The sequence below is a fragment of the Gaiella sp. genome, assembly GCF_035710885.1.
GTDB lineage: Bacteria > Actinomycetota > Thermoleophilia > Gaiellales > Gaiellaceae > Gaiella.
Genome location: NZ_DASTCS010000032.1, coordinates 12,759 through 39,248, shown reverse-complemented (window position 1 = coordinate 39,248; position 26,490 = coordinate 12,759). Strand labels below are relative to the sequence as shown.

Sequence of the window (26,490 nt, the reverse complement as noted above, 5' to 3'; positions counted from 1 at the left end):
ATCTGGTTGATCGCCGCGATCATCTCCGGCGCGTACGCGCTCATGACGCTGGGCGGGATCGCCAGCAGCCGTCGCGCCGGGCTCGCATTGCGGCCGTGGCTCACGGTCGCGAAGGTCGTCGGGGTCGTGCTGGCCAGCTTCGGCACCGTCGCGATCTGCAACCACGCCACGAGGCCGCGTCCGTGCCCGGAGGGGACGCCGCTCACGGAGACGTGCACGCGGCCTCTCGGCCTACCGCTCGCAGGCCTGCTGATGGTCGTCTTCCTCGTCGGGCTCACCTACCTCGCGAAGCGGACGGCGTTCGGCCGCCACGTCTACGCAGTCGGCGGCAACGCGGAGGCAGCCAGGCGCGCCGGCATCAACGTGGCGCGCGTTCGCATCGTTGTCTTCATGATTTCGTCGGTGATGGCGGGCGTCGGCGGCATCATCCTCGCTGCGCGTCTCCAGTCGGTGAACCTCAACGTCGGCGGCGGCACGTTGCTGCTCGACGCCATCTCCGCCGCGGTGATCGGCGGCGTGAGCCTCTTCGGCGGCCGCGGCGAAGTTCGCGGCGCCCTGCTCGGAGCGCTGGTCATCGCAACGATCGCGAACGGCCTCAACATCGGCGGCTACAGCACGGGCACGATCTACATGGTCACGGGAATCATCCTGCTCCTCGCCGTGACCCTCGACTCGGTGGCGCGACGGCTGCAGGTCAAGTCGGGTCGCTGAGGCATCGTCGATGAAGACCAGCCTCGGCATCTGGGCGCTCGGATCGATGGTCACCCGGTTCGTGCCGGGCGGCTACCAGCCCGAGCACGCGGGCGAGACGACGGCGCAGCGCGTGCGCCGCGCGGTCGAGGGCCTCGGCGACCTGATCGACGACTACGAGTTCCACTATCCGGGCGAGTTGGACGAGGGGAACCTCGACGAGGTGCGCGAGGCGCTCGACGGGCACGGCATCTACACGATCTGCACGGGCCTCCATCTCGACCCGCGCTTCGGCCGCGGCGGGCTCGTCGCACCCGATCCCGCGGTACGCGCCGAGGCGCGGCGGCTGACCCGCGAGACCGCGGAGCTCGCCGGCGAGGTCGGCGCCAACATGGTCTGCTGGCCCGGGATCGAGGGCTACAACTACCCGTTCCAGACCCCCTACGCGGAGTCGTGGGAGTGGTTCCTGGACGGGATCGCCGAGGCGGCGGAGACCTGCGCGCGCCACGGCGTGAAGCTGTTCCTCGAGCACAAGAACTCCGAGCCCGCGATGAAGATCCTGATGCGGAACATCGGCATGACGCTGTACGTGGTCCACAAGCTGCGCGAGCGGGGGATCACGAACGTCCAGGTGAACATGGACTGGCAGCACCTGCTCATGAACGGCGAGAGCCTGGGCGAGTACGCGGCGATGCTCGCCGCCGAGGGCCTCCTCGGCCACCAGCACGCGAACTCGGGGTGGGGGACGTTCGACGACGACAACATGGTCGGCGCGACGGCCTTCATGGAGACCCTGGAGCTCGCGGTCGAGCTGCGGCGCGCCCGCTACGGCGAGAACGGCGAGCGCCTCGGCTTCGACCTCTACCCGTACACGGAGGACGCGGTCGCCGCCGTCGCCCGCAGCGTCGAGCAGTGGCGGTTCATCTGGGAGGTCTCGGGGCGGATCGACGACGCGGCGCTGCGCGAGGCGCAGTCGCGCAAGGACGCCGTACGGGCGTACGAGCTCGTCTACGCCGCGCTCGGCGCCTGAGGTCGGGAACCCGTGGCTGCCTTGGGCGTCCCGCCTGGATCCAGCGTGGCCGGCTTCCCGACGGCGTCAGTCAAGCGCCCGCTCGAGCGCGGCGTGCCCGCCGCGGAGCACGGGCTCCCCGTGCGAAACGAGAATGCGCGCGACCGGCAGGTCGAGCAGCGGGCGCAGCGACGCTGCCAGGTCGGCGAGTGTCTTGCTCGCGGGGAGCCAGCTCCGCGGGCACATCCGGACGCCGCGGTCGGCGCCGAGCAGGACGTCGCCCGGCACGACGGCGCGGTGCCCGGAGAGCCAGTACACGACCTCCGACGCGCGGGCGGTCGGGAACGCCTCGACCCCGCCGGGCAGCGGGTGACCCGGTCTGAACGCCTCCATCGTCGGAGCGCGCCTGCGCACCGCCGCCTTCCCGGCGGCCGGGGCGAGCACCCTCGCGCCGTGGCGGCGCGCGAGGTCGTCGGCGCTCCTCGTGTGCCAGAACACGGTCACGAGCACGACCGGCTGCTTTCCCACCCGCCCGACGAGGTCGTCGAGCGCATCGTCCGCCTCGAGCAGCGGGTCGATCAGCACGAGCGCGTCATCGCCCTCGTAGGCGACCGAGCCGACGTCCTGCCGCCACTCGGTGTGGAACGTCGTCCAGCGCCAGAGCCCCGGCCTGATCTCGTGGATGCGCACTCCCCTCGACACTAACGGGGAACGATGGGCTCCCCCGCGCTAGTCGGTCTCGACGTCGGCACGACGGGCGTCAAGGCGCTCGCGCTCTCCGCGGACGGCGAGGTGCTCGCCGTCGCCACGCGCGGCTATCCGCTCTCGACCCCGCGACCGGGCTGGTCGGAGCAGGATCCCGAGGACTGGTGGCGCGCCGCCGAGTCTGCGCTCGCCGAGGTGGCCTCCGGCCGCGAGGTGGCGGGGATCGGGCTCTCGGGCCAGATGCACGGCCTCGTCACGCTCGACGAGTCGGGCCGTGTGATCCGCCCCGCGATCCTGTGGAACGACCAGCGCACGGCCGAGGAGTGCGCCGAGATCGAGCAGCGCGTCGGCTTCGAGCGGCTCGTCGCCTTGACGGGGAACCGCGCGCTCACAGGGTTCACCGCCCCGAAGCTCCTCTGGCTCCGCCGTCACGAGCCCGAGGCCTACGCGCGGATCGCGCGGGTCCTGCTCCCCAAGGACGTCGTCCGGCAGAGGCTCACCGGAGACTGGGCGATCGACGCCTCCGATGCGTCGGGGACGCTGCTGCTCGACGTCGAGCAGCGGGACTGGAGCGGCGAGGTGATCGAGGCGCTGGAGCTCCCGTCCGTCTGGCTCCCGCCTGTGCTCGAGTCACCGGCCAGGGCCGGTGCCGTCCGCGCAGGCCATGAGCGACAGGGCACCCCCGTCGCGGCCGGCGCGGGCGACCAGGCGGCGGCGGCCGTCGGGGTGGGGGCGGTCCGGCCCGGGGTGCTCTCGGTCGTCCTCGGGACGTCCGGCGTCGTCCTCGCGCCGCTGCCCGCCTATGCCCACGACGACGAGGCCCGGGTGCACGCGTTCTGCCACGCCGTGCCGGGAACCTGGCAGGCAATGGGTGTGATGCTGTCCGCCGCCGGCTCGCTGCAGTGGGTCCGCGATGTCGCGGCGCCGGGCTCGCCCTTCGACGGGCTCGTCGACGAAGCCGGGGCCTGGCCCGCGGGAGCGGAAGGGCTCGTCTTCCTCCCGTACCTGGCGGGGGAGCGGACGCCGCACGCCGATCCCGACGCCCGCGGCGCCTTCGTCGGGCTGCATGTTCGGCACGACCGCGGCGCACTCGTGCGCGCGGTCCTCGAGGGCGTCGCCTTCGGGCTACGCGACTCGTTCGACCTGCTGGGGGAGCTCGGCGTCGAGGCGACCGCGGCGCGGGCCTCGGGCGGTGGCGCGCGGAGCCGCCTGTGGCTCCGGATCGTCGCCTCGGTGCTCGGGGTGCCGCTCGAGCTCACCGAGTCGGAGGAGGGATCCGCCTTCGGCGCGGCGCTGCTCGGCGGCGTCGCCGCGGGCGTGTTCGCCGATGTGCACGAGGCAGTCGAACGGTGCGTCCGCGTCCGCGACACCGTCGAGCCCGACCCTGCCTGGCAGGAGACGTACGCAGGGCTCCAGGATCGCTACCGCGCCCTGTACCCAGCCCTTAAGGTGGCGCGATGAGACTGGGGCTTCTCTCCACTGCGAACATCAACCGCGCGATCCTCCAGGGGGCCGCCGAGGCGGACGGAGTCGAGGTCGTCGCGGTCGGCAGCCGCGACGGCGCCCGCGCTCAGTCGTACGCGAGCGAGCACGGCATCCCGAGGGCGCACGCGGCGTACGAGGGGCTGCTCGAGGACCCGGAGGTCGATGCCGTCTACGTCTCGCTGCCCAACGGGATGCACCACGAGTGGACGATGAGGGCGCTCGCGGCGGGCAAGCACGTGCTCTGCGAGAAGCCCTACTCCCGTCACCCCGCGGAGGTGGAGGAGGCATTCGCGGCGGCCGAGTCAGCGGGGCTCGTGCTGACCGAGGCGTTCATGTACCGCCACCACCCGCAGACGAAGACGATCCAGCAGCTCGTCCTCGACGGCGCCGTGGGCCGGATCCTCACCCTGCGCGCGACGTTCTCGTTCCCGCTGACCGACCTGACCAACGTGCGCGCGATCCCGGAGCTCGACGGGGGCGCCCTGATGGACGTCGGCTGCTACTGCGTCAGCGGCTGTCGGCTGGTCGCTGGTGAGCCGGTCACGGTGCTGGCCGAGCAGGTGACGGGGGAGACCGGCGTCGACATGGCGCTGTACGGGACGATGCGGTTCTGGGACGACGTGGTCGCACAGTTCGAGGCCTCGTTCCTCGCTCCCGAGCGCCAGCTCCTCGAGGTCGTCGGCGACCAGGGCGTGCTGCGCGCCTTCGCGCCGTGGCGGGTCGACTGGGGCGGGGAGCTCCAGCTCGAGCGGAGCGGCGCCGCCCCGGAGGTCGTCACCGTCGAGCAGGCGGACTCGTACCGGCTGCAGCTCGAGAACCTGGCCGAAGCCGTTGCGGGCCGTGCGCCGGTGCTCCTCGGGCTCACGGACGCCGTCGGCCAGGCACGGGCGATCGACGCGCTCTACCGCTCGGCCGAGAAGGGCGCCTCCGTCTCGGTCTGACCGGAGCGGTCTTGCGTCGCCGCTCGTGCGAGCGCGACGGACTCGTCGAACGTCAAGCGCCGGCCACGCTCGAGCAGCGCCTCGGCTTCGGGATGCTCCCCGACACGCTCGCGCACGCGCCGCGCGCGCTCTGCCTCCTCCGCCTGGGGAGTTCCGAGGGCGCGGAAGTGCTCCTCGAACGCCCCGCACAGCAGGCCTGCATCGACGACCTCACCCCGCGCAGCGGCGATCTGTGCAGCGATCCCCACCGCATACAGCGTCCCCTCGCGGTACCCGAGGCGCTCCGAGGCGTCGAGCGACGCATGAAGGTGGCCGCTCGCCCGGTCGAGGTCTCCGACGGCGGCTTCGAGGCTCGCCATGTTGAGATTCGAGATCGCGACCCCGTCGTCGTCACCGATGCGCTCCTGGAGCCGAAGCGCCTCGAGAGACGCGGCACGTGCCTTCTCGACCTCGCCGAGCCCCTCGTAGGCCGCCGCGAGGTTTGCGTGCATGACCCCGATGCCGTGCAGGTCGTCCGTCTCGGAGAGCTTCTCGAGCGCGGCCTCGTAGAGCGGCACGGCACCGCGAAGGTCGCCCTCGGCGGCACCGCACGCACCGAGCTCACCGAACGCGCGCGCGATCTCCCTCGGCTCGCCCAGCCGCTCGAGGATCGGGAGCGCCTCGTTCCAGAGCTCGCGCGACCGTGGGTAGTCGCCCCCCGCGAAGGCCATCACGCCCGTCTCGCCCAGCGTCCGCGCCCGCAACGCGGGCTCGACGCCGGTGGACAGCACCACGGCTTCCTCGAGACGCCGGCGCCCCTCCTCGACGTAGCCACGCACCCGCCAGAAGTACCTCAGGGCGTTCGCAACGCGAAGCTCGCGCTCGGCGTCGCCGGTCGCTCGCGCATGTGAGAGTGCTGCGCGGTAGTTGTCGTGATCCAGGGCGACGCGCTCGAGCCAGGCAGCGTCGGTGTTCCGGCGCCAGTACACGCCTTCGCCCTCGACGTGCCGTAGGAACCAGTCGAGGTGGCGATCACGCACGGCGCCCTCGTCCGCGGACGCCGCGAGCAGCTCGGTCGCGTACTCGCGCACCGTCTCGAGCATCCCGAAGCGCGGCACACCACCCGACTCGGCGCTACGACCGACGAGCGCCACGTCGAGCAGGTCGTCGAGCGCGGTGGGGATGTCGAGCTCCGGAGCGGCGACCGCCTCGAGCGCGTCCAGGGTCGCCCCGCCGCTGAAGGCGCCCAGCGCAGCGAGGACGCGGCGCGCCTGCTCGTCGAGGAGCTGCACGCTCCAGTCGATCGTCGCCCGGAGCGAGCGCTGGCGCTCGGGGAGATCGCGCGCCCCACGCGAGAGCAAGCCGAGCATGTCGCCGAGGCGGGCCGCGGTCCCCTCGGCGCCGAGCGACCGCACCCGCGCCGCGGCGAGCTCGACCGCGAGGGGCAGCCCGTCCACCGACCTGCAGATCCGCGCAACGGCGTGCGCGTTCGCCTCGGTGAGCTCGAACGCGGCATCGCCTTTTCGGGCGCGCTCGACGTAGAGCCGCACCGAGGGCGAGCGCTCGACGTCGCGCACCGCCTCGGTGCCGACCTCCGGAACGGGGAGCGGGGGAACGCGGTACTCGTGCTCGGCGGAGACCCGCAACGGCGCCCTGCTGGTGGCGAGGATCGTCGCCCCGCGGGCGCGCTCCAGGAGTCGCCCGATGTCCGCCGCGGCCCCGAGCACCTGCTCGAGGTTGTCCAGCACGAGGAGCGGGGCGGGCGCGCCGAGGGCGGCGGCGACGGTCTGAACCGGGTCCTCCCCCGGCGTCTCGCCTCCTCCCAGCGCGTGCGCGATCGTCGGAAGGACGAGAGCGACGTCCTCGACGGACGAGAGATCGACGAACACCGCGCCGTCGTGCGTGCCCCGCGTGCGGGCGATCTCGAGCGCGAGTCGGGTCTTGCCGGTTCCCCCCGGCCCGGTGAGGGTCACGAGGTTCGTGTCGGGCCGCGCGAGGAGGGCCGAGACGGCGGCGAGCTCGAGCTCACGGCCGATCAGGGGCGACGGCGCAGCCGGCAGCGTGTCCGCCCGAGGGCGTTGTTCGCGGACGGGTAGCTCGAGACCCGGGTCCTGCCGAAGGATCTGCCGTTCCAGCTCGCGCAGCTCCGCCGACGGCTCGATGCCGAGCGCCTCGACGAGCGCCCGGCGCGCATCCTGGTAGGCGGCGAGCGCGTCGGCCTGGCGGCCGGAGCGGTAGAGCGCGAGCATCTGCTGGGCGCGGAACCTCTCCCGGTGGGGATGCTCGCCGACGAGCGACTCCAGCTCGGCCGTCAGCGCAGCGTGGCGGCCGGCGTCGAGCTCCGCATCTATCCGCGCCTCCAGGGCCGACAGGCGGGTGTCGTCGAGCCGCGCGGCCTCCGCCCGCGCGAGCTGCTCGTCCGCGACGTCCGCGAGCGCGGGCCCTCGCCAGAGCTCGAGGGCCTCGCCGGGCTTCCCCGCGGCGATGAGCTGCTCGAAGCGCTGCACGTCGAGCTCGCCGTCCTCGACCCGCAGCAGGTAGCCGGGCGCGCGCGTCAGGATCCGCTCGGCGCCGAGTGCGCTGCGCAGGGCGTGCACGTGCACCTGCAACGCGTTCTGTGCGCTCGACGGCGGTGCCTCGCCCCAGACCGCGTCGACCAGCCGGTCGATCGAGACGACCTCGTTGGGGGAGAGCAGCAGCCTGGCGAGCAGCGCCCGTGGCCGCTTCCCTCCCAGCTGGACGGGCGCGCCGTCGTCGTCCACGACCTCGAGCGGCCCCAAGAGCCCGAACTCCATGAGCGCTCGCCGCCTCCTCTCAGGCCCCGACCCGGTCCTGGCGCGACCACTCGACGGCGCCCAGGCGATCGACCGCGAGCCCCGCCGCCTCTTCGGGGGAGAGGCCGAGGCCCGCGTCGTAGCGGGCGCGGAGCTCGTCTCCCGGCATGGCGGCTCCGAGCTTCGCGAGCACGGGCGCGAAGTAGTCGTCCCACTCCATCTCCAGGCGCCCCGCTCCCATCCTGCGGAGCGCCGCCTCCGCGGCTCCGAGGAGGCGGGCCGCGGGGTCGTGGTCATCGGCCGCCGCCAGCGTCGCGGCCGCCACGAAGAGGTTCGGCGCCAGGCTCTCGAGATCGCCGAGCTCGCTCGCGACCGGGAGGGACTGGAGCAGCAGCTGCGCGGCCGCGGCGTGGTCTCCGCGCCGACCCTCGATGTCCGCCAGCACGACGCGCGCGAAGCCCGCGCCCCGCGTGTTTCCGCGCGAGGCGCGCACCTCGACGGCCTCCACGGCCGCCTCGCGCGCGCGGTCGAGGTCCCGCAGGCGGCGGGCGGACTCGGCGGTCGCCATCAGCGCGATCCCGAGGATGTCGAGCTCACCCGCGGCGCGGAGCACGGGAACGGCTCGCTCGCACAGAGCGAGGGCTCGACCCGGGTCGTCGCTCGCGTTCGCGATCGAGGCGAGCTGCGTGAAGGCCTTCGCCTGGAGCAGCGGCTCGTCGACTGCGCCGTACGACTCCGCGGCACGCTCGGCGTGGGAACCGGCGCGGCCGAGGTCGCCTCGGATCAGCTCGATCACCGAGGCGCCCAGCAGGGCGTCGGCCGCCGCGAGCCGCGGAACGCGCGGGTCCTCGGACCCCGTCGCCGCCTCGAGGTGGTGGTGGGCGTCCTCCACGTACCCGCGCCACCGCCAGTAGCGCCAGATCGTCGCGAGCAGCTGGAACTCCTGCTCCAGCGCGCCGGACGCGCTCGCGTGCCCGAGCGCGCCCACGACATCGGGGTAGACCGCGTCGACGATCCCCATGTCGCCTCGGTCGTTCGGGTCGTCTCGTCGGGACGCGTCCCAGCGCTGCACGGTGGCGATCATCAGGTCGAGGTGACGGTCTCGGGCCTCACCGTCGTCGCCGCTCGCCTCGAGCTCCTCGAGCGCGTAGTCGCGGATCGTCTCGAGCATCCGGAAGCGCGGCTCGCCCGACGGGTCGGCGTCCGAGACGACGAGCGCCGCGTCGAGCAGCGCCTCCATCGCCCCCGGCACGTCGGCGACCCTGTGCTCCGCGACGTGCTCGATGGCCGCCAGCGAGGCGGGGGACGCGAACACGCCGACGATTGCGAACGCCACACGGCTGTCCTCGTCGAGCAGCCGGATGCTCCACTCGATCGTCGCCCGCAGCGAGCGCTGGCGCTCGGGAAGGTCGGGAGCACGGCGCGTGAGGAGCGCCAGCCGTTGGCCGATGCGCTGCGCCATTCCCTCGGGCCCGAGAACACGGACGCGGGCGGCAGCGAGCTCGATCGCGAGAGGCAGGCCGTCGAGCGCACGGCAGATGCCCGCCACCGCTGGGGCGTTCTCGTCGCGCAGCTCGAAGCCCGGCATCACGGCCTGCGCCCGCGACACGAACAGCCGCACCGACTCCACATCGCAGATCTCGCCGACGCTCGCCGCGCCGGGCTCGGGGACGGGCAGGGGCCTGACCTGGTACTCGCGCTCGGAGCGCAGGCGCAGCGGAGCCCGACTCGTGACGACGACCCGCATCCTCGGCCCCGAGTCGACGATCGCTCCCACCAGCCCGGCTGCCTCGAGGAGATGCTCGAAGTTGTCGATCACCAGCAGCCTGTCGAGCTCCGCGACCGCCTCCGACAGCGTCTCCTCGACCGGCCGTCCCGGCTCCTCGTCGATCGCGAGTGCCTTCGCAATCGACGTGGCGACCAGTCCTGGGTCGGAGACGGGGCCGAGGTCGACGAACACGGCCTCCGTCCCGCAGAGGTCACGTGCCACGGCCAGCGCCAGGCTCGTCTTGCCCGTCCCGCCCGGGCCGGTCAGCGTGACCAGGCGCGTGTCGCCGCGGTCGAGCAACGCGCCGATCGCGGCCACCTCGAGCTGCCGGCCCAGAAGCTCGACAGGGGGTGCCACACGGGTCTCTCGTCCGCGGCCGCCGGGTGTCGGCGGCGCGAGCACGGGATCGTGCTGGAGGATCTGCTGCTCGAGCCGCCGCAGCCGGGGAGAGGGCTCCAGGCCGAGCTCGTCGAGGGCGGCGCGTGCCTCCCGATACGCGTCGAGGGCATCGGTCTGCCGTCCGGCCCGGTAGAGCGCGAGCATCTGCTGCCCGCGCAGCCGCTCGCGGTGCGGCTCGGTGGCGACGAGCGCCTCGAGCTCGGCGGCCACGGCGTCGTGACGGCCGGCGTCGAGGTCGGCGTCGATCCGCTCCTCGAGCGCCGCCAGGCGCCGCTCCTCCAGCCGGGCCGCCTCCGCCTGCGCGAAAGGCTCGTCGGCGACGTCCGCGAGGGCGGGGCCACGCCAGAGGGCGAGCGCGTCGCCGAACGCGCGCTCCGAGACGAGCTGCTCGAACCGGTCGACGTCGAGCTCGCCGGGCACGGTGCGCACGAGGTAGCCGGGCGCGCGCGTCAGGATCCGGTCGGGGCCGAGCGCCTTCCGCAGTGCGTGCACGTGCACCTGCAGCGCGCCCTGGGCGCTGGCGGGGGGTGACTCGCTCCAGATGCCGTCGATCAGTCGGTCGGTCGACACGGCCTCGTTGGCGTGCAGCAGGAGCAGCGCGAGCAGGGCCCGCGGCCGCTTCCCACCCAGCTGGACGGGCGCGCCGTCGTCGCCCACGACCTCCAGCGGGCCCAGCAAGCGGAACTCCATCGCCCTTTTCAGCCTCCCCTTCGGCCCTTAAGCCGATCTTCGGTCGATCGTAAGGGCCCTGGCCGATGGTGTGGCCGTCACGTACGGCCCATCCAACAGGAGGAACGCAATGATCACCACCGGCCAGTCCATCACGAACCCCGTCACCGGCGAGACCCTGGTCTTCCGCACCACGTCTGCGGACACGAACGGAGAGACCGTCGTCGTCGAGACGTTCGTCGAGCCCAACGGCGCCGTCGCGGCCGCCCACGTCCATCCGCAGCAGGAGGAGACGTTCGAGGTCCTCGCCGGCGAGCTCGAGTTCCGGCTCGGCAAGCGGAAGCTCGTCGCGAAGCCCGGCGACCGTGTGCTCGTCCCGGCCGGGACGCCGCACAAGTTCCGCAACATCGGCGAGGACACCGCGCACTTCGTCTGCGAGGTCAAGCCGGCGCTCGGCTTCGAGCAGCTGATCGAGACGATGTTCACGCTCGCCGAGGACGGCAAGGTGAACAGGAAGGGGATGCCGAACCCGCTCCGGCTGGCCGTCATCGCGAGGCACCACTTCGACGACGTGCGGCTGCCGTTCCCGCCCGCGTGGCTCCAGAAGCTCGGGCTCGCGATGGGCGCTCCACTCGGCAGGCTGCTCGGCTACAAGCCGAACTACGAGCCGCAGGCACCGAAGGCCCCGACCGCTCTCGGCGTCTGATCCACCGTATGACCGACAACCGGCGCGCTCCGCCCCGGGCCCGTCCGCCACGTGCGGCCGGGCCCGGTGCCGTTCTGGGTCGAGTGCCGGACCGCGAGGGCCGGCGCCGCGTCCGTATCATCTCGCGCTCGTGGAGCTCAGGATCCTGGGGCCGCTGGAGGCCGTCGACGACGACGGCCGCCCCCTTGCGCTCGGCGGGCCGCGCGTCCGAGCGGTGCTCGCGGAGCTCCTGCTGCATGCGAACAAGGTCGTCTCCACGGAGCATCTGATCGACGCCGTGTGGGGAGAGTCCCCGCCCCCGACCGCCGCGGGCGCCCTCCAGGTGCACGTCCACTCGCTCCGGAAGGCGCTCGGGGCCGACCGGATCGTGACGCGAGCGCCCGGCTACGCCATTCGCGTGAACGAGGGCGAGCTCGACGTTGCGACGTTCGAGCGGCTGGTCGAGCGCGCGGAGGCTCCGCTCGCTGCCGGGAACCACTCCGAGGCGCACGGTCTCCTCGCGGAAGCCCTCCGGCTCTGGCGCGGGCCCGCACTCGCGGACCTCGCGTTCGAGTCGTTCGTCCAGCCCGAGGCCGAGCGCCTGGAGGGGCTGCGCCTCGTCGCGCTGGAGCGACGCCTCGAGGCGGAGCTCGCCCTCGGTCGTCACGCCGGGCTGGTGGCCGAGCTGGAGGCTCTCGTCGCCGCGCATCCCCTGCGGGAGCGGTTCCGGGCCCAGCTGATGGTCGCGCTCTACCGCTCGAACCGACAGGCCGACGCGCTTGCCGCATACAGGGCAGCGAGGGAGACGCTCGTGGACGAGCTCGGGATCGAGCCCGGCTCGGAGCTCCGCGAGCTGGAGCAGGCGATCCTCCGCCAGGATCCTGCGCTGGGAGCACCCACGCAGCCCACCCTGGCCGCACGGCTCTCGCCGGACACCCCGCTGATCGGCAGGGAACTGGAGCTCGCGGCCGTCACCGGCCTCCTCGGTCGTCCGGAGATCCGGCTGCTGACGCTGACGGGGACGGGAGGCGCCGGGAAGACCCGGCTCGCCCTGGCCGCCGCGGACGTGGTCGGGGGCGCTGTGCTCGTCGACCTCGGGTCGCTCTCGGACCCGGAGCTCGTGGCCTCGACGATCGCAGCTGCGGTCGGGGCGGAAGACTCGCCGGCGACGTCGCCGGCGGAGAGGATCGCCGCGGCGCTCGGCGAGGCCCCGCAGCTGCTCGTCCTCGACAACCTCGAGCACCTGCCCGCCGCACATCCCCTCCTCGCAGACCTGCTCGCGAGCGCACCCGGCTTGCGGGTCCTCGCCACGAGCCGCGTTCCCCTGCGGCTGTCCGCGGAGCACGAATACAGGGTTCCGCCGCTCGGCGTGCCCGAACCGGGTGACGACGCAGCCGCGTCCATCGCCCACACCGACGCCGTCCAGCTGTATCTCGAGCGGGTGCGTGCCTCCATCCCGGAGTTCGAGCTCCGCGACGACAACGCCCCCGCCGTGGCGCGCATCTGCCGGGCGCTCGACGGCCTTCCGCTCGCGCTGGAGCTCGCCGCCGCGCGGATCCGCGTCCTCGGGCCCGAGGGCACCGCGCGGCGCCTCGGTGAGCGGCTCGCGCTCCTGGCACGCAACGCCCCCGACCTCCCTCGGCGCCACCGCTCGCTTCGGGCGACGATCGACTGGAGCCACGAGCTGCTGGACGACGACGCCCGGCGCGTGTTCCGGACCCTCGGCGTGTTCGCAGGCGCCGTGTCGCTGGACGCAATCGAATCGGTCCGTGAGGTGGATGCGTCGGAGAGCCTCGAGACGCTCCTCGACGCGGGGCTCGTCGTCCACCACGCGGATGCCGCGGGTGAGCCCCGCTTCGGCATGCTCGAGACGATCCGAGAGTACGCGCTGGAGAAGCTCGTCGAAGCCGGGGAGGAGCGCGAGACACGCGAGCGTCACCTCGATCACTTCCTCTCCGTGGTGGAGGACTACGCCGAACGCGAGCGAGCCATCGGGATGTCGCCCGCGCTGCTCGATGCCGCCGAGGCCGACCTTCCGGACATCCGGGTCGCCCTCGCGTGGGCGGAGGAATGCGACGAGCCCGAGCGTCAGCTTCGGCTCGTCGCAGCGCATCGATTCTGGTTCTTCACGCGCGGGGACCGCTCCGAGCGGCGGCGGACCGTCACCGCGGCGCTCGGACGCAGCGGTTCTGCTCCACCGGCGCTGCGCGCGCGGATCGTCCTCGAGGCCGGTCTCGTCGCGGGCGACGAACGTGACGAGGAGCGCGCCGTCTCGCTCTACCGCAGCGCTCTCCCGGCTCTCGAGGAAGCGGCGGACCTGGCCACGATGGGGCTCGCTCACTCGTGGATCGGGGGCTCGTTCGAGCGCGCCGGCCGCCTCGAGGAGGCGATCGTCGCGTTCGAGCGCGCTGTCGAGATCTTCCGAGACATCGGCGAGGAGCGCCGGCTCGGGCACGTCCTGACCCAGCTCGCGCTGGTCCTCACTCGTCGGCACGAGTACGAGGCGGCCGGCGCGCACCTCCTCGAGGCGCTTCGCATGCTCGAGCACAAGGGGTCGAGCAGGTCGCTCGCGTACACGCTCTACATGATCGGAGGCGTCTACGGTCTCACCGGAGACCGCGTCAACGCCGCCCGGTACGTCTCTCGCGCGCTCGACGAGACCCGCATGCTCGGCCTCGACGAGCTCCTCGGGATGGCCCTCATCGTCGTCGCCGACCTCCTGGTCGACGATTCTCCGGACGGAGCTGCGAAGCTGCTCGGCGCCTCCGCCGAGGCGTTTCGTCGTGCCGGTATTGCGATCCAGGCGGACGACGGAGCCCAGATTGCAGAGCTACAGGCGAGGCTCGCCGAGCTCCTCGGGAGCGAGGCGCTCGCGCGGCACACGAACGACGGCGCACTCCTCACGATGGACGAGGCCGCTGCGCTCGCGACCGAGCTGCTCGAGCCGCTCCGCTCCGGCACGAGCGCCTGAGCAGCTCGTCTTAAGCGTCCTTTGGGCCAGTCGTAAGTGCCTTCCCCGAGGCTGCGCCTCGTCGGAACGACTCACCACGAAGGAGGAACGATGACCACGACCACGCTCGACGCCGGCGTCTCGATCACCCGCCGGGGATGGACGAGGCTGCTCCCACCGCTCGGAGGCCTCGGCCTCGTTGCCGGGCTGATCATGCTGTTCGTGTCGCCCGCGAGCGATGACACGGGCGATACCCCGGCCGAGGTCGTCGCGTACGCATCCTCCCACGAGGGGTGGAATGTCGCGATCTTGCTCTTCGGCGTGCTGTCGATCGGCCTCGGCGGTGCATTCGCGGCTGGGCTCCATGCCCGCCTCCGGCACGTCGCAACCGAGACGGAGTCGGCGCTCCTGCTGATCGGCGGCACCGCGTTCGCGCTGTGCTTCGCGCTCTGCTGGATCATCTGGATGGCGCCGCTCGTCGACATGCCCTCGGATCCGGCCCGTGCCCTTTCCGAGGCAGAGGCCTATCTCGGCTACGACGACGTCGGTTGGTTCCTGCTGGGCGGCGCCGGTGTGGCTGCGGCGCTGATGGTGGTGCCCGCCTCGATCGCGGCCGTCCGCGTAGGGCTGCCGGCCTGGCTCGGCTGGCTCGGCGTCGTCGCAGGGATCGCCTCCCTGGGAACGGTCGCGTTCCTCGGCATGTTCGCGTGGATGGCCTGGATCGCCGTCGCGTCGATCGTGATGCTGGTCGGTCGCCGACCCTAGAGCGAGCTGCGGAGGAAGCGGAGGAGGTTGTCGCTCGTGACGGCGGCGACCTCCTCCGCGCCCCAGCCCCGGCGGTCGAGCCCCTCGACGAGCGCCGGGTAGTCCTCCGAGCCGACGAGCCCCTCGATCCCGAGGCCGGGCGTGAGGCCCGGGGGCATGAGGCCGTCCTTCGGCTCCGGCGGTGGCGGCATCGCCTCCCAGAGGCGCCGGGTGAAGTCCCCTCCGAGGCAGACCCGCTCGGGTCCCATCACGGACACCGCATGCTCGAGGTGGTCGACCACGCCGTCGATCGTCCGCTGCTCCGGCCCGATCGCGATCGGGTGGAGCATCAGGCCGAAGATCCCACCCGCGTCCGCGAGAGCGCGAAGCTGGTCGTCGTCGAGGTTGCGCGGCGTGTCGTAGACGCTTCGGCAGCCGCCGTGCGAGCAGAGCACGGGCGCGCCGGCGGCCCGCTCGAGGATCTCGGTGAACATGCCGCGGGAGGAATGGGCGAGATCGAGGACGACGCCCAGGGAGACGAGGCGGTCGACGAGCTCGCGGCCCAGGCGCGAGAGGCTGCCGCCGTCCTCGGCGGCCCCGTCCGCGAACGCGTTCCGCCGGTTCCAGGTCAGCCCTGCCATGCGCACCCCGAGCGCGTGGAACACGTCGGCCGGCCACGTCTCCACGCCGAAGCACTCGACGCCCTCGAGCGCGAGCACGAGCCCGATCCGCTCGCCCGTCTGTACGGAGTCGAGATCGGCGGCGCTCGTGACCTGCAGCACGCGCCCGCCGTTCTCGCGAACCGCCCGCTGGAAGGCGGCAACCATCGACAACGCCTCGCGCAGCGAGCCCTCTGGCTGCACCACGACGTCCACGTAGATCGGGCACACCTGGAGTCCGACCCCACCGCGTTCGAGGAGCGGGAGCCACGTCCGGGCGAACACGTCGGTCTCGCCGAGGCGCCGCTCGCGATAGGCGAGCTCCATCAGGAGATCGACGTGCGCGTCCGCGATCACACGTGCGACGATATCCGGGTACTCGTGGGGGGCGGGCGGGGACGAATCCGGACGCCCCCGCCGTGCGTACTCCTACCTACCGGAGAAGCGACCGAGGAGATCCATGAGACGTACACCGATCGCACTTCTCGCAGGGCTCGCCGCCCTCGCCGTGGCCCTCCCGGCCACCGCCGCCACGCCGAGCTTCAAGGGATCCGTCGGCCCGGGCTTCACGATCTCGATGTCGAAGAAGCCCACCAAGGCCGGCAAGGTCAAGATCGTGGTCAGCGACAAGGCCACGTTCCACAACTTCCACCTGAGTGGGCCGGGGGTCAACGTGAAGACGAGCGTCGCCGCCACCGGGTCGAAGACGTTCAACGTGACTCTCAAGAAGGGCACCTACAGGTTCGTCTGCGACCCCCACGCGAGCCAGATGAAGGGCTCGTTCAAGGTTTCGTAGCGCTCCGGTGGGGAGAGCAGCGGAGGCCCGGCTGCGGTCGGGCCTCCGGCGTGCTACTGGCTCGTCCGGGAGCGCTCGGTGAGCGCGATCGGCTCGATCGAGCCGTCCCGGATCCGCCAGGCGGCCAGCTCGTCGAGGCGGACCGAGTAGATCAGGTAGGGACGGTCACGCCAGAGCCCGATGCGCTCGACGTCCGTTCGCGACGGACGCGGCTCGGACGAGACATGCGAGTGGACGACCGCCTGCTCGAGGTCGCGGTCGCCGAGGTCGGCCCACACGACCGGGTCGAGCCGGAGCTCGAAGACGTAGGGGGACGCCGAGGCGTTCTCGCCGGCGACGTACTCGACCGCGACCTCGCCGTCGAGGAGGACGAGGCCGCACGCTTCGTTCGGCAGCTCGGCGCGGGCGTGCTCGGCGATCGCCGCTCGCACCGCGGGCGGGATCACCACCAGACGGTCTGCTCCATCGACTCCGCGACCGCGTCCCCGGACGCGTCCCAGAAGTCGGCGCTCAGGTACTTCCAGCCTCCGTCGGCCAGGATGGTCACGACGACGCCCTCGTCGAGCTCACTCGCCAGGCGACGCGCGACGTGGACGACGGCGCCTGCGGAGACGCCGCCCAGGATCCCCTCCAGCTGGAGCAGGTCGCGGACCGCGGCCACGGACTCGGCGTTGGAGACGAGCACCTTCCGGTCGAGCCGCGAGACGTCGAGGATCGGCGGCACGTAGCCGTCGTCGAGGGAGCGCAGGCCCATCACCGGGTCACCGGGCAGCGGCTCGGCCGCGGCCACGACGACGTCCGGGAACGACTCGCGGAGCCTCTCGCCGACACCCATCAGCGTCCCGCCCGTGCCCAGGCCCGCGACGACCACGTCGACGCGCTCGAGCGCGGCCGCGATCTCGGCGCCCGTGCCCTCGTAGTGGGCGCGGGGGTTCGCCGCGTTCGCGTACTGGAAGGGCACGAACCACTTCGGGTCGGCCTCGGCCAGCTCGAGCGCCAGGCGCACGGCCCCGTTCGACCCCTCGTCGGCGGGCGAGAGGACGATGTCGGCGCCGTAGAGCCGCAGAAGCCGCTTGCGCTCCTCCGTCGCGTTCGCAGGCATCACGCAGGTGAGCGGGTAGCCCTTGAGCAAGGCGACGAGCGCGAGCGAGATGCCGGTGTTCCCGGAGGTGGGCTCGAGCAGCGCCCGCCCCGGCTCCAGCTCGCCCGAGGCCTCGGCGGCCTCGATCATCGCCTTTGCGACGCGGTCCTTGATCGACCCCGTGGGGTTCTGCCCCTCGAGCTTCGCGTAGAGCGTGACGCCCGGCTTGGGGGAGAGCCGCGGCAGCTCGACGAGCGGGGTGGAGCCGACGAGGTCGAGCAGGCTCGAGGCCACGGGCGGCGACCACGGCCGAGAGGAGCCGCCGGCCATCGCGGGCAGGAGGATCACTGTCTCGCCGTCGGGCACGGGGGTGTCGAGCCCGTCGAGCGTGCGCACGTCCTCGCCGCCGAGGTAGACGTTGACGAACGGTGCGATGCCGCCGTTCGAGAGGATCTGCCCGGCGAGCGCGGGATGACGCTCGACGAGGTCGTCGAGCACCTCGCCGACCGTGTCGCCGCTCGCCTCGACCTGGCGCGCTCCGCCGACCTCGCTGCGCAGAGTGGGGGGGATCCGGACGAGGGTCATGAGGCGTGGACCGCCTGCTGCCCGTCGTGAACGGCGTGCGCGGCCCCGGAGCAGAACTCCACGTAGTCGATGTACTCCGTGATCGTCGGCTCGTCACCGCAGACCGGGCAGGCCTGGTTGCGGCGGATCGCGACCTCGTCGAAGGTCGTCCCGAGCGCGTCGAAGAGGAGCAGGCGGCCCGCGAGCGACTCGCCGATGCCCAGCACGAGCTTGAGCGCCTCGCTCGCCTGGAGCGAGCCGACGATGCCGGGAAGCACGCCGAGCACCCCGCCCTCCGCGCAGCTCGGGGCGAGCTCGGGCGGCGGCGGCGACGGATAGAGGCAGCGGTAGCACGGCCCGTTCCCGGGATGGAACACGGTGACCTGCCCTTCGAAGCGGTAGATCGAGCCGTGGACGACCGGGATGCCGTGCCACACCGAGGCGTCGTTCAGCAGGTAGCGGGTCGGGAAGTTGTCGGTGCCGTCGACGATCACGTCCCAGCCGTCGGCGAGGATCCGCTCGATGTTCTCCGAGTCGAGGCGCTCCTCGAAGGGCACGACCGTGACGTCCGGGTTGAGAGCCTCGATCGTCCGCTTCGCCGAGTCGACCTTCGGCTCGCCGAGGCGCTCGGTCGAGTGGACGATCTGGCGCTGGAGGTTGGAGTCGTCGACGACGTCGGCGTCGATGATCCCGATCGTCCCGACCCCGGCTGCGGCGAGGTAGAGCGCCGCCGGCGAGCCCAGGCCGCCGGCCCCGATCAGGAGGACGCGCGACTCGAGGAGCCGCTGCTGGCCCTCCTCGCCGACCTCGGGGATCAGCAGGTGGCGCGCGTAGCGCGAGCGCTGTGCCGGCGCGAGCGAGGTGGGCGTCGTGAGCTCGTAGCCGTTCCGCTTCCAATCCGCGAAGCCGCCCGCCAGGTTGACCGCGTTCTCGTAGCCGAGCTCGTGGAGTGCCTGCGTCGCGAACGCCGAGCGGCTGCCGCTCTCGCAGTAGACGACGAGCCGGCGGTCCTTGTCGGGGATCAGCGCCTCGACCCGCGACTCGAGGTTGTTGCGCGGCACGTGCACCGCGCCGGGGAGGTGACCCTCGTCCCACTCCTCGCGCAGCCGGACGTCGACGAACAGCGGCTGCTGGCCGTTCTCGAGCAGGGCGTGCGCCTCCCGCGTCGTGATCTCGTCGATCTCGGCGCGCGCGCGTGCGAGGAGCTCACGGTACGTCGGCATTACTTTCGAGAATATAGCGACTCGCCCCGCCCGGCGAGCACGGAGGAAGAAGGGGACGCCGAATCCCGTCGAGAGAGGTGATGACGCGTGACGCCGGAGCGCCGGAGACGAGGACACGCCTCGAGGGATTGGCGGCTACCGTGGCCGCGTGTCGCCGCTCGCCCGCGTCGTCGCGCTCACGGCCGTCGCGGCCGCCGTCGCCGTTGCGCTCGTGGTCGGGATCGTCGCGCTGCAGACCGATCCGGTCGGCGAGACCGCACCGGCGCCCGTGCCGCGGGAAGGGGCACCTCCGTTGACGCTCGAGCTCGGGATCCGCTCCGACCGGGAGGCAGTCGCGCTCCGTCGTGCCGCGCGGCTCTACGAGCAGGGCAGGCGGGCCGGGGCGGGGCGCTCGTTCGCGCAGCTGGACTCCGTCGAGGCGCGGGTCGGCCAGGCGTTCTCGGGCTGGCCCGACGGGACGGTCGACCGCCTCAATCGGCTCGCCGGGTTGCATCCGCAGGACGCCGTCGTGCAGCTCAATCTCGGCGTCGCGCTCTTCTGGGCCGGCCTCCCGGGAGCGGAGGACGCGTGGCGCGCGGCGGCGGAGTCGGAGCCCGACTCGCCCTACGCGGTCGCTGCGGGCAACCTCCTCCACCCGGAGTACGCCAAGGGCCTGCCGCTCTTCGTGACGACCGTCCCGCTCCCCGAGAAGCTCGACGCCCTCCCTCCGGCGGAGCAGCTCGATCTTCTGCGCAGCGAGGCGGCCGCCGGCGTCGAGGGGAAGCTCCTGTACGGCGTCGCCCTGCAGCGGCTGGGGATGCAGCGCTCCGCCGCGCGCGTCTTCGCGGAGGCGGCCCGGGACGCGCCGGCGAGCGTCGAGGCCCAGGTCGCCGCGGCCGTGGGACGCTTCGACAAGGCCCGCCCGGCGGACGCGTTCTCGCGGCTGGGCCCGCTCACGCGCAGGTTCCCGGACAAGGCGACGGTGCGCTTCCACCTCGGCCTGCTGCTGCTCTGGTCGGGCGAGGTGAAGGAGGCGAAGACGCAGCTCGTTCGCGCGACCAGGGTGGAGCCCGGCTCGCCGCTCGCCGGCGAGGCGCGTCGCTACCTCGACGAGCTCGAGAAGGCGGGGGTCTGACGCCCGTGCGGGTTTTTGACGGATCGGGGACTTCGTGGCTACGGTGTCGATCTACGCGACGGAAGGGGCGGTCCTGAGCGGAGCAGCGAGCGAGCCGGAACGGACGGCGACGGCACCGGAGGTCGTCCTGTCGACCGACGAGGGGCGCGCCCTCATCGAGAGCGGCCGCGCGCAGGGGCGTCTCGACGCCGACGAGGTCGCGCTCGCCCTCGACGAGCTCGACCTCGACGCCGCCCAGATCGACGCCTTCTACGACGCCCTCGACGAGGAGCAGATCGAGGTCGTCGACCCCACCGAGCCGGAGGCCGAGGCGGAGCGCGCCTGGGAGGCGGTGGAGCCCGAGATCTCGACCGACACGCTGCAGCTCTTCCTCAAGGACATCGGCAAGGTCCCGCTCCTCACGGCGGCGCAGGAGGTGGAGCTCGCCAAGCGGATCGAGCGCGGCGACCACTCGGCGAAACAGGCGATGGTCGAGGCCAACCTCCGCCTCGTCGTCTCGATCGCGAAGCGGTACCGCAACCAAGGCCTGCCGTTTCTCGACCTGATCCAGGAGGGGACGATCGGGCTCGTGCGCGCGGCCGAGAAGTTCGACTGGCGGAAGGGGTTCAAGTTCTCGACCTACGCGACGTGGTGGATTCGCCAGGCCGTGGCGCGGGCGATCGCCGACAAGGGCCGGACGATCCGCATGCCGGTGCACGTCGTCGAGAAGCTCAACAAGATCAGCCGCTCGGAGCGGAAGCTGCGCGGCGAGCTCGCGCGCGAGCCCACTGCGGGGGAGATCGCCGCCGACCTCGACCTGCCGCTCGAGGAGGTCGAGCAGATCAAGCGCAGCGCGCAGACGCCGGTCTCGCTGGAGAAGCCCGTGGGCGACGAGGAGGAGTCGGAGTTCGGCCACTTCCTCACCGACCAGTCCGAGCCTCTGCCCGACGAGGCGGCCGAGGTCACCATGCGCCGCGAGGCGCTCCGCACGATCCTGAGCGCGCTCTCGCCGCGCGAGCGACAGGTGCTCGAGCTTCGCTACGGGCTCGACGGCCAGCAGCCGCGGACGCTCGACGAGGTCGGGCGCGCGTTCAACGTGACGCGCGAGCGGATCCGCCAGATCGAGCACCAGAGCCTGAAGAAGCTTCGTGCGCTGGCCGACGCGGCCAGCGTCCGCGACGTCGCCTGATGCGCGCGCCGGTCAGGAGGCTCCGCGACTGGTGGCAGCGGCGGCGCGGCAAGCGGAGTCGCATCCTCGACGTGCTCGCCGGGCCCGACGACGACGCAGGCGGCGCAGGCGTCCGCGAGCCGCGGCGCCCGTTGACTCCGAGCCTTTCCGGCGCGGTGGCGCTCGAGGAGCCGGAGACCTCCGACGACTAGGTGCGATCAGTGCGCGTGCCGTCGCGGGCGGGGGCCGGCTTCGGCGCCGGGAGGTCGGGCGCGGGTCACGGTGAGCGGCGCCGAAGGTCGGGTTCGTGGGGGAGCCGTGGGTTCCCGCACGTAGAATCGCGCGGGTGATCCCGACCCACGAAGCGCTCGTCGCGGACCTCGCCGAGCTGATCGCGATCCCGTCCGTCAGCGCCGATCCGGCCCACGCCGGCGACGTCCGTCGTGCGGCGGAGTGGGTCGCGGGACGGATCACCGCCGCCGGTGGCTCCGTCGAGATCGAGGAGCGCGGCGGCCGCCCGCTCGTGACCGGCCGCGTTCCGGCCTCGACCGGCGGCGACGCGCCCACGGTGCTCGTGTACGCGCACCTCGACGTCCAGCCGCCCGACCCGCTCGAGCTGTGGGAGTCCGACCCGTGGACGCTCGTCGAGCGGGACGGCAAGCTCGTCGCCCGTGGTATCGCCGACGACAAGGGCCACCTCTTCATGCTCCTCGAGGCGACCCGGCTGCTCGCGGAGGCGGGCGAGCTGCCGGTCGACGTGCGTTTCACGATCGACGCCGAGGAGGAGGTCGGCGGCCACTCCGCCGTCGACTGGGTCGAGGAGGACACCGGTGCGGCCGACGTCGCCCTGGTGCTCGACGGGGGATACGCGACGGAGACGCTCCCGAGCTTCTGCACCGCGCTGCGCGGCATGTGCTACTTCCACGTGACCGTCCGGACGGGCGAGCGCGACCTCCACTCGGGCATGTACGGCGGTGCGGCGCTCCCCGCCACCCACGCTCTCGTGCAGGTGCTGTCGGCGGTCCTGCCCGGGCCGGACGGCCGGGTCCCCGAGCCGCTGCGCTCCGGGATCGTGCCGCCGACCGAGGAGGAGGTCGCCGGCTGGAGCGCCCTGCCCCACGGGCGGGAGGAGCTGGCCGCGGACGGTGCCCGGCCGGTAGACGACCGGGCGGAGGACGAGTTCCGGCTACGGACGACGGCCGAGCCGTCGGTGACCGTCAACGGCGTCGAGGGTGGCTCGCCCCGCCTGCAGAAGACCGTGCTCCCGGTCGAGGCGCAGGCGAACGTCTCGCTGAGGCTCGCCCCGGGTCAGACGACGAAGGCGATGGCGCCCGTGTTCGAGCGTCTCCTGCGGGAGGCCGCACCGAAGGGCGCGACGCTCGACGTCGAGCTGTGGTCGACCGGCGAGCCGGGCCACGTCGACCCGGCCGCGCCCGCCGTCGTGCTCGCGCTCGACGCCTTCGAGCAGGTGCTCGGGACGCGTCCCGTCCTGGTCCGGTCGGGCGGCTCGATCCCCGTCGTGGCCGCGCTCGTCGCGCGGGGCGTCCCCGCGATCGTCACGGGCTTCACGCGACCGACGGCCCAGCTCCACTCGCCGAACGAGAACATCCCCGCGTCGGCTCTGAGGGACGGGCTCGAGACGACCGTGGCGGTCCTACGGCGGTTCGGGGCGCTGGACACCTCGTCCCAGGGCGAGAGCGCGTCTCGGTCGCGCAGCTCCGCGTGACGACGACGCGGGATCCTCGCTTCGCGAGCCCCCTCGCCGAGGAGCTGGCCGAGGAGGTGCTCGAGCGCTTTCTCCGCTACGTGGTCGTCGACACGCAGTCGGAGCCCGACTCGACGAGCTACCCCTCGACGGCCAAGCAGCTGGATCTCTCGCGGCTCCTCGCCGACGAGCTCCGGGAGATCGGGCTCGACGACGTCGAGCTGACCGCGCCAGGCTACGTCTTCGCGACGCTCCCCGGCACGGTCGCGGGGTCTGCGACGGTCGGCCTGATCGCCCACGTCGACACCGCTCCGGCGGCGCCGGGCACCGGTGTCGCCCCGGTCGTGCACCGCGCCTGGGACGGAGCCCCGATCGTCCTCCCCGGCGATCCCTCGCAGGTGCTGGACCCGGCCGAGATGCCGGAGCTGGCGAACAAGGTCGGCCACGACCTCGTGACGAGCGACGGGAGGACGCTCCTCGGAGCCGACGACAAGGCCGGCGTGGCGATCATCGTGACCGCGGCGCGGCGGCTGCTCGAGGACGACGCGCCCCGGGCCACCGCGCGGATCGGGTTCACCGTCGACGAGGAGGTCGGCAGGGGAACCGATCACTTCGACCTCGACGCCTTCGGAGCCGATCTCGCCTACACGTTCGACGGCTCCGGGCTGGGGGAGGTCGAGATCGAGACGTTCTCCGCCTACCAGCTCGTGCTCACCGTGGAGGGGGTCGGGGTGCATCCGGGCTCGGCGAAGGGGCGGCTCGTGAATGCGGTCAAGCTGCTCGCCGACGTCGTCGCCGCGCTGCCGCGGGAGGAGCTCTCGCCCGAGACAACCGACGAGCGGGAGGGCTTCGTGCATCCCGAGCGCATCGCGGGATCCGCGTTCCGGGCGACGCTCTGGATGATCGCCCGCGACCACGACGACGAGAAGCTGGAGCAGCACGTGGATCTCGTGCGGCGCATCGCGGCCGAGGTCATCGGGCGTGAGCCGCGCGCCTCGTACTCGCTGGCGGTCGAGGAGCAGTACCGGAACATGCGCAACGTGCTCGACCGGCACCCGCAGATCGTGGAGGCGGCCGAGGACGCCATCCGGCGGGCCGGGGTCGAGCCGGTGCGGAGCATCATCCGCGGCGGCACCGACGGCGCGCGCCTGACGGAGAAGGGTCTGCCGACCCCCAACCTCTTCACCGGCGGCCAGCACTACCACTCGGTGCGGGAGTGGGCCTCCGTGCAGGACATGGCGGCCGCCGCGGCGACCGCCGTCGAGCTGGTCCGCCTCTGGGGCACTCGGGGCCCGTCTCCCGGAGGGGACTGACCCCCGTCACGAGTCGCGTGCCGATCCGCTCCTGATCGCGGACGCGTTACCGGTGACAGGCGCCGACGGCGCCGGTCCCCTTCACGCCGGGTGCACCTCACAGCCGAGCCATTCGTGGCCGAAGCGGCGCATCTCGTCGATGATCGGCTTCAGCGCCTCGCCCTTGTCGGTCAGCTGGTACTCCACGCGGGGCGGCGACTCGGCGTAGCTGCGGCGAACGACCATGCCCTCCGCCTCGAGCCAGCGCAGGCGCTCGGCGAGCGTCCGCGGGCTGATGCCGGCGCAGGCGTGCTCGAGCTCGGTGAAGCGACGCGCGCCTTCGGACAGGTCGTGGACGATCAGCACCGTCCACTTCGACCCGACGATCTCGCCCGTCGCCGCAACCGAGCACTGCCCCGCCTGGTGAACGGGAAGCATCGTGCGGGGTGTCTCGGCCTTCGCAGCCATGTCCCCAGTGTAGGGGCGGGCGAGGCCGTTGCCGAGTGCGGATTCCCGTAGACCTTCGCGCGACCGGCGACGGCTCAATCCCAGGGAGGCGGGTTGTGCACCCACCGGCCGCCGACCATCGTCGCGACGACGCGCACCTCCGGCAGCTCGTCCAGCGGGCCGGTGACAGGGTCCCGGTCGAGCACGACGAGATCTGCCAGGAAGCCGGGGAGGAGCTTCCCCCTGCGCCGCTCGTCGCCCGTGAGCCAGGCGGGCGCCACCGTCGAGGCGTGGAGCGCCTGCTCGACCGTCAGCGCCTGATCCGCGCGCCACGGCGGGCGATCGTCGATCGTGCGGAGCACCCCTGCGGCGATCCCGGCCAGCGGCTCGAGCTCCTCCACGGGCGCGTCCGAGCCGTTCGCGACGACCGCGCCGCCCGAGAGCAGCGTGCGAAAGGCGTACGTGCCGTCGAGCCTGTCTGCCCAGAACCGCTCGGCGAGGTCGCGGTCCGACGGCGCGTGGCTGAACTGCACCGAGCACGCGACGCCGAGCTCGGCGAAGCGAGGCAGGTCGGCCGGGTCGACGCACTGGGCGTGCTCGATCCGCTGGCGCAGGCCCAGAGGCTGCCAGCTCTGCCGGGTCTCCTCGAAGGCGTCGAGGGCCTCCCGGTTCGCCCGGTCTCCGATCGCGTGGACGGCGATCGGCCAGCCGGCAGAGGCCGCGGCGCGGATCAGCTCGGCGAGCTCCTCGCCGCTCGTGATCGGGACGCCGCTCCCGTCGAGCATCCACGCCGTCTGGGAGCCGAGCGTGCCGTCCATGAAGGTCTTGAGGTAGCCGAGGCGCAGGAAGTCGTCGCCGATCCGGGAGCGCAGGCCGACCTCTGCGAGCCGGCCGACGTGCTCGACGGGCAGCGACTGCCAGACCCGGAGGGTGAGGCCCCTGCTCTCGTGAATCCGCCCGAAGATCGCATGGGCGCCCAGCCAGCCGTCCTTGTCGTGGATCGCACCGACGCCGCGCTCGCTCGCCACGCGAAGCCCCTCGCGCGTGGCGGCGACCCACTCGTCCTCGGAGACCGTGACGTGCTTCTCGCGGAAGCGCCAGGCGGACTCCTCGCGGAGCACACCGGTCGGCTCGCCGTCGTCGTCGCGTTCCACGACACCGCCCGGGACCTGGAGGTCGCCGCCGGCCCGCTCGAGCGCCGCGGTGTTGAGCCAGAGCGAGTGGTAGTCCTTCGACCACAGCGCAGCCGGCGTGTCTCCTGTGACCGCGTCGAGGGCGTCGCGTGAGGGGTGCTCGCCCCACTCGGCGTCGCGCCAGCCGTAGCCGCGGATCCACTCGCCGTCGGCGCGGTGGCCGCCCACGCGCGCGAGCGCCTCGGCGAGCGACGCGACGCCCTCGAGCTGAACGTCCTTGCGGGCGAGCGACCAGGTCGGAAAATGGACGTGCGAGTCGGTGAATGCCGGCAGCACGCAACGCCCGCGGAGATCGACGCGGTCGGGCGTGGGGAGGGCGTTCTCGTGTGTGCCGACGCCACCGACGATGCGATCGCCCGCGATCGCGAGCGCGGCGCTCGTGGGAAGCGACGGGTCCATCGTGCGCACGACGCCGTTCGAGAGGATCACGCGCGGAGCCTAGACGCACCTCCGTGGCGGTTGTTCCGGCCG

General features: G+C 72.7%; 22 protein-coding genes. 13 read left to right on the top strand and 9 right to left on the bottom strand.

The features are described from left to right. Both VFO26_RS06785 and VFO26_RS06780 read left to right on the top strand, forming a co-directional pair. A partial coding sequence (locus VFO26_RS06785; protein ID WP_414653060.1) for an ABC transporter permease subunit occupies positions 1-711 on the top strand: 711 nt, incomplete at its 5' end. Between the two features lie 10 nt (positions 712-721). Then, a complete protein-coding gene (locus tag VFO26_RS06780) occupies positions 722-1,720 on the top strand; it encodes a TIM barrel protein (protein ID WP_325114164.1) in 999 nt (332 codons plus the stop codon). A 66-nt stretch (positions 1,721-1,786) separates the two neighbouring features. On the opposite strand, the gene VFO26_RS06775 is transcribed toward VFO26_RS06780, so the two are convergent. Then, positions 1,787-2,389, bottom strand: coding sequence for an MBL fold metallo-hydrolase (locus VFO26_RS06775; protein ID WP_325114163.1), 603 nt, complete (start codon positions 2,387-2,389; stop codon positions 1,787-1,789). A 24-nt stretch (positions 2,390-2,413) separates the two neighbouring features. On the opposite strand from VFO26_RS06775, the gene xylB reads away from it, so the two are divergent. Then, entirely contained in the window at positions 2,414-3,865 is a 1,452-nt protein-coding gene (gene xylB / locus VFO26_RS06770; protein WP_325114162.1) for a xylulokinase, read from the top strand. Then, positions 3,862-4,830 carry a Gfo/Idh/MocA family oxidoreductase gene (locus VFO26_RS06765; RefSeq protein WP_325114161.1) on the top strand — a complete coding sequence of 323 codons (969 nt, stop codon included), beginning with the start codon at positions 3,862-3,864 and terminating at the stop codon, positions 4,828-4,830. Before xylB ends, VFO26_RS06765 begins: the two co-directional genes overlap by 4 nt. Here the strand turns inward: VFO26_RS06765 and VFO26_RS06760 are convergent. Beyond that, on the bottom strand, positions 4,791-7,604 hold the full coding sequence (locus tag VFO26_RS06760; RefSeq protein ID WP_325114160.1) for a BTAD domain-containing putative transcriptional regulator: 2,814 nt from the start codon (positions 7,602-7,604) through the stop codon (positions 4,791-4,793). The genes VFO26_RS06765 and VFO26_RS06760 overlap by 40 nt on opposite strands. Before the next feature lie 19 nt (positions 7,605-7,623). Next, positions 7,624-10,440 carry a BTAD domain-containing putative transcriptional regulator gene (locus VFO26_RS06755; RefSeq protein ID WP_325114159.1) on the bottom strand — a complete coding sequence of 939 codons (2,817 nt, stop codon included), beginning with the start codon at positions 10,438-10,440 and terminating at the stop codon, positions 7,624-7,626. Positions 10,441-10,549: 109 nt separating this feature from the next. On the opposite strand from VFO26_RS06755, the gene VFO26_RS06750 reads away from it, so the two are divergent. The 3 genes from VFO26_RS06750 (at position 10,550) to VFO26_RS06740 (ending at position 14,819) form a co-directional block, all read left to right on the top strand. Further along, positions 10,550-11,125, top strand: coding sequence for a cupin domain-containing protein (locus VFO26_RS06750; protein ID WP_325114158.1), 576 nt, complete (start codon positions 10,550-10,552; stop codon positions 11,123-11,125). A gap of 130 nt (positions 11,126-11,255) precedes the next feature. Continuing rightward, a complete protein-coding gene (locus VFO26_RS06745) occupies positions 11,256-14,075 on the top strand; it encodes a BTAD domain-containing putative transcriptional regulator (RefSeq protein ID WP_325114157.1) in 2,820 nt (939 codons plus the stop codon). Positions 14,076-14,165: 90 nt separating this feature from the next. Then, on the top strand, positions 14,166-14,819 hold the full coding sequence (locus VFO26_RS06740; protein ID WP_325114156.1) for a hypothetical protein: 654 nt from the start codon (positions 14,166-14,168) through the stop codon (positions 14,817-14,819). Here the strand turns inward: VFO26_RS06740 and VFO26_RS06735 are convergent. Continuing rightward, positions 14,816-15,814, bottom strand: coding sequence for a dipeptidase (locus tag VFO26_RS06735; RefSeq protein WP_325114155.1), 999 nt, complete (start codon positions 15,812-15,814; stop codon positions 14,816-14,818). The genes VFO26_RS06740 and VFO26_RS06735 overlap by 4 nt on opposite strands. A 103-nt stretch (positions 15,815-15,917) precedes the next feature. On the opposite strand from VFO26_RS06735, the gene VFO26_RS06730 reads away from it, so the two are divergent. Continuing rightward, complete coding sequence (locus VFO26_RS06730; protein ID WP_325114154.1) at positions 15,918-16,253, top strand: cupredoxin domain-containing protein; 336 nt, start codon at positions 15,918-15,920, stop codon at positions 16,251-16,253. Positions 16,254-16,306: 53 nt separating this feature from the next. On the opposite strand, the gene VFO26_RS06725 is transcribed toward VFO26_RS06730, so the two are convergent. From VFO26_RS06725 to moeB, 3 genes are read right to left on the bottom strand one after another with little or no spacing between them, the layout of a single operon-like run. Beyond that, positions 16,307-16,702: a Mov34/MPN/PAD-1 family protein gene (locus VFO26_RS06725; protein ID WP_325114153.1), complete on the bottom strand. Its 396-nt coding sequence runs from the start codon at positions 16,700-16,702 to the stop codon at positions 16,307-16,309. Further along, positions 16,696-17,919 (bottom strand): pyridoxal-phosphate dependent enzyme, encoded by a 1,224-nt coding sequence (locus VFO26_RS06720; protein WP_325114152.1) that lies wholly within the window; start codon positions 17,917-17,919, stop codon positions 16,696-16,698. Before VFO26_RS06720 ends, VFO26_RS06725 begins: the two co-directional genes overlap by 7 nt. Beyond that, positions 17,916-19,121: a molybdopterin-synthase adenylyltransferase MoeB gene (moeB, locus tag VFO26_RS06715; RefSeq protein ID WP_325114151.1), complete on the bottom strand. Its 1,206-nt coding sequence runs from the start codon at positions 19,119-19,121 to the stop codon at positions 17,916-17,918. Before moeB ends, VFO26_RS06720 begins: the two co-directional genes overlap by 4 nt. 148 nt (positions 19,122-19,269) lie before the next feature. Between moeB and VFO26_RS06710 the strand changes: the two genes are divergently transcribed. From VFO26_RS06710 to pepT, 5 genes are all read left to right on the top strand, one after another. After that, positions 19,270-20,235: a hypothetical protein gene (locus VFO26_RS06710; RefSeq protein WP_325114150.1), complete on the top strand. Its 966-nt coding sequence runs from the start codon at positions 19,270-19,272 to the stop codon at positions 20,233-20,235. Positions 20,236-20,362: 127 nt separating this feature from the next. Continuing rightward, the gene (locus VFO26_RS06705) at positions 20,363-21,403 is read left to right on the top strand and encodes a sigma-70 family RNA polymerase sigma factor (protein WP_414653061.1); all 1,041 of its coding nucleotides are present in this window, start codon (positions 20,363-20,365) and stop codon (positions 21,401-21,403) included. Then, positions 21,403-21,594 carry a hypothetical protein gene (locus tag VFO26_RS06700; protein WP_325114148.1) on the top strand — a complete coding sequence of 64 codons (192 nt, stop codon included), beginning with the start codon at positions 21,403-21,405 and terminating at the stop codon, positions 21,592-21,594. Before VFO26_RS06705 ends, VFO26_RS06700 begins: the two co-directional genes overlap by 1 nt. Before the next feature lie 134 nt (positions 21,595-21,728). After that, positions 21,729-23,108, top strand: coding sequence for a M20/M25/M40 family metallo-hydrolase (locus tag VFO26_RS06695; protein ID WP_325114147.1), 1,380 nt, complete (start codon positions 21,729-21,731; stop codon positions 23,106-23,108). After that, a complete protein-coding gene (pepT, locus tag VFO26_RS06690; RefSeq protein WP_325114146.1) occupies positions 23,105-24,400 on the top strand; it encodes a peptidase T in 1,296 nt (431 codons plus the stop codon). The genes VFO26_RS06695 and pepT overlap by 4 nt, the downstream gene beginning before the upstream one ends. A gap of 81 nt (positions 24,401-24,481) precedes the next feature. On the opposite strand, the gene VFO26_RS06685 is transcribed toward pepT, so the two are convergent. Together VFO26_RS06685 and VFO26_RS06680 are read right to left on the bottom strand one after the other, a co-directional pair. Continuing rightward, positions 24,482-24,847, bottom strand: coding sequence for a helix-turn-helix domain-containing protein (locus VFO26_RS06685; RefSeq protein ID WP_325114145.1), 366 nt, complete (start codon positions 24,845-24,847; stop codon positions 24,482-24,484). A 74-nt stretch (positions 24,848-24,921) separates the two neighbouring features. After that, complete coding sequence (locus VFO26_RS06680) at positions 24,922-26,448, bottom strand: amidohydrolase (protein WP_325114144.1); 1,527 nt, start codon at positions 26,446-26,448, stop codon at positions 24,922-24,924. Between the last annotated feature and the right edge of the window lie 42 nt (positions 26,449-26,490).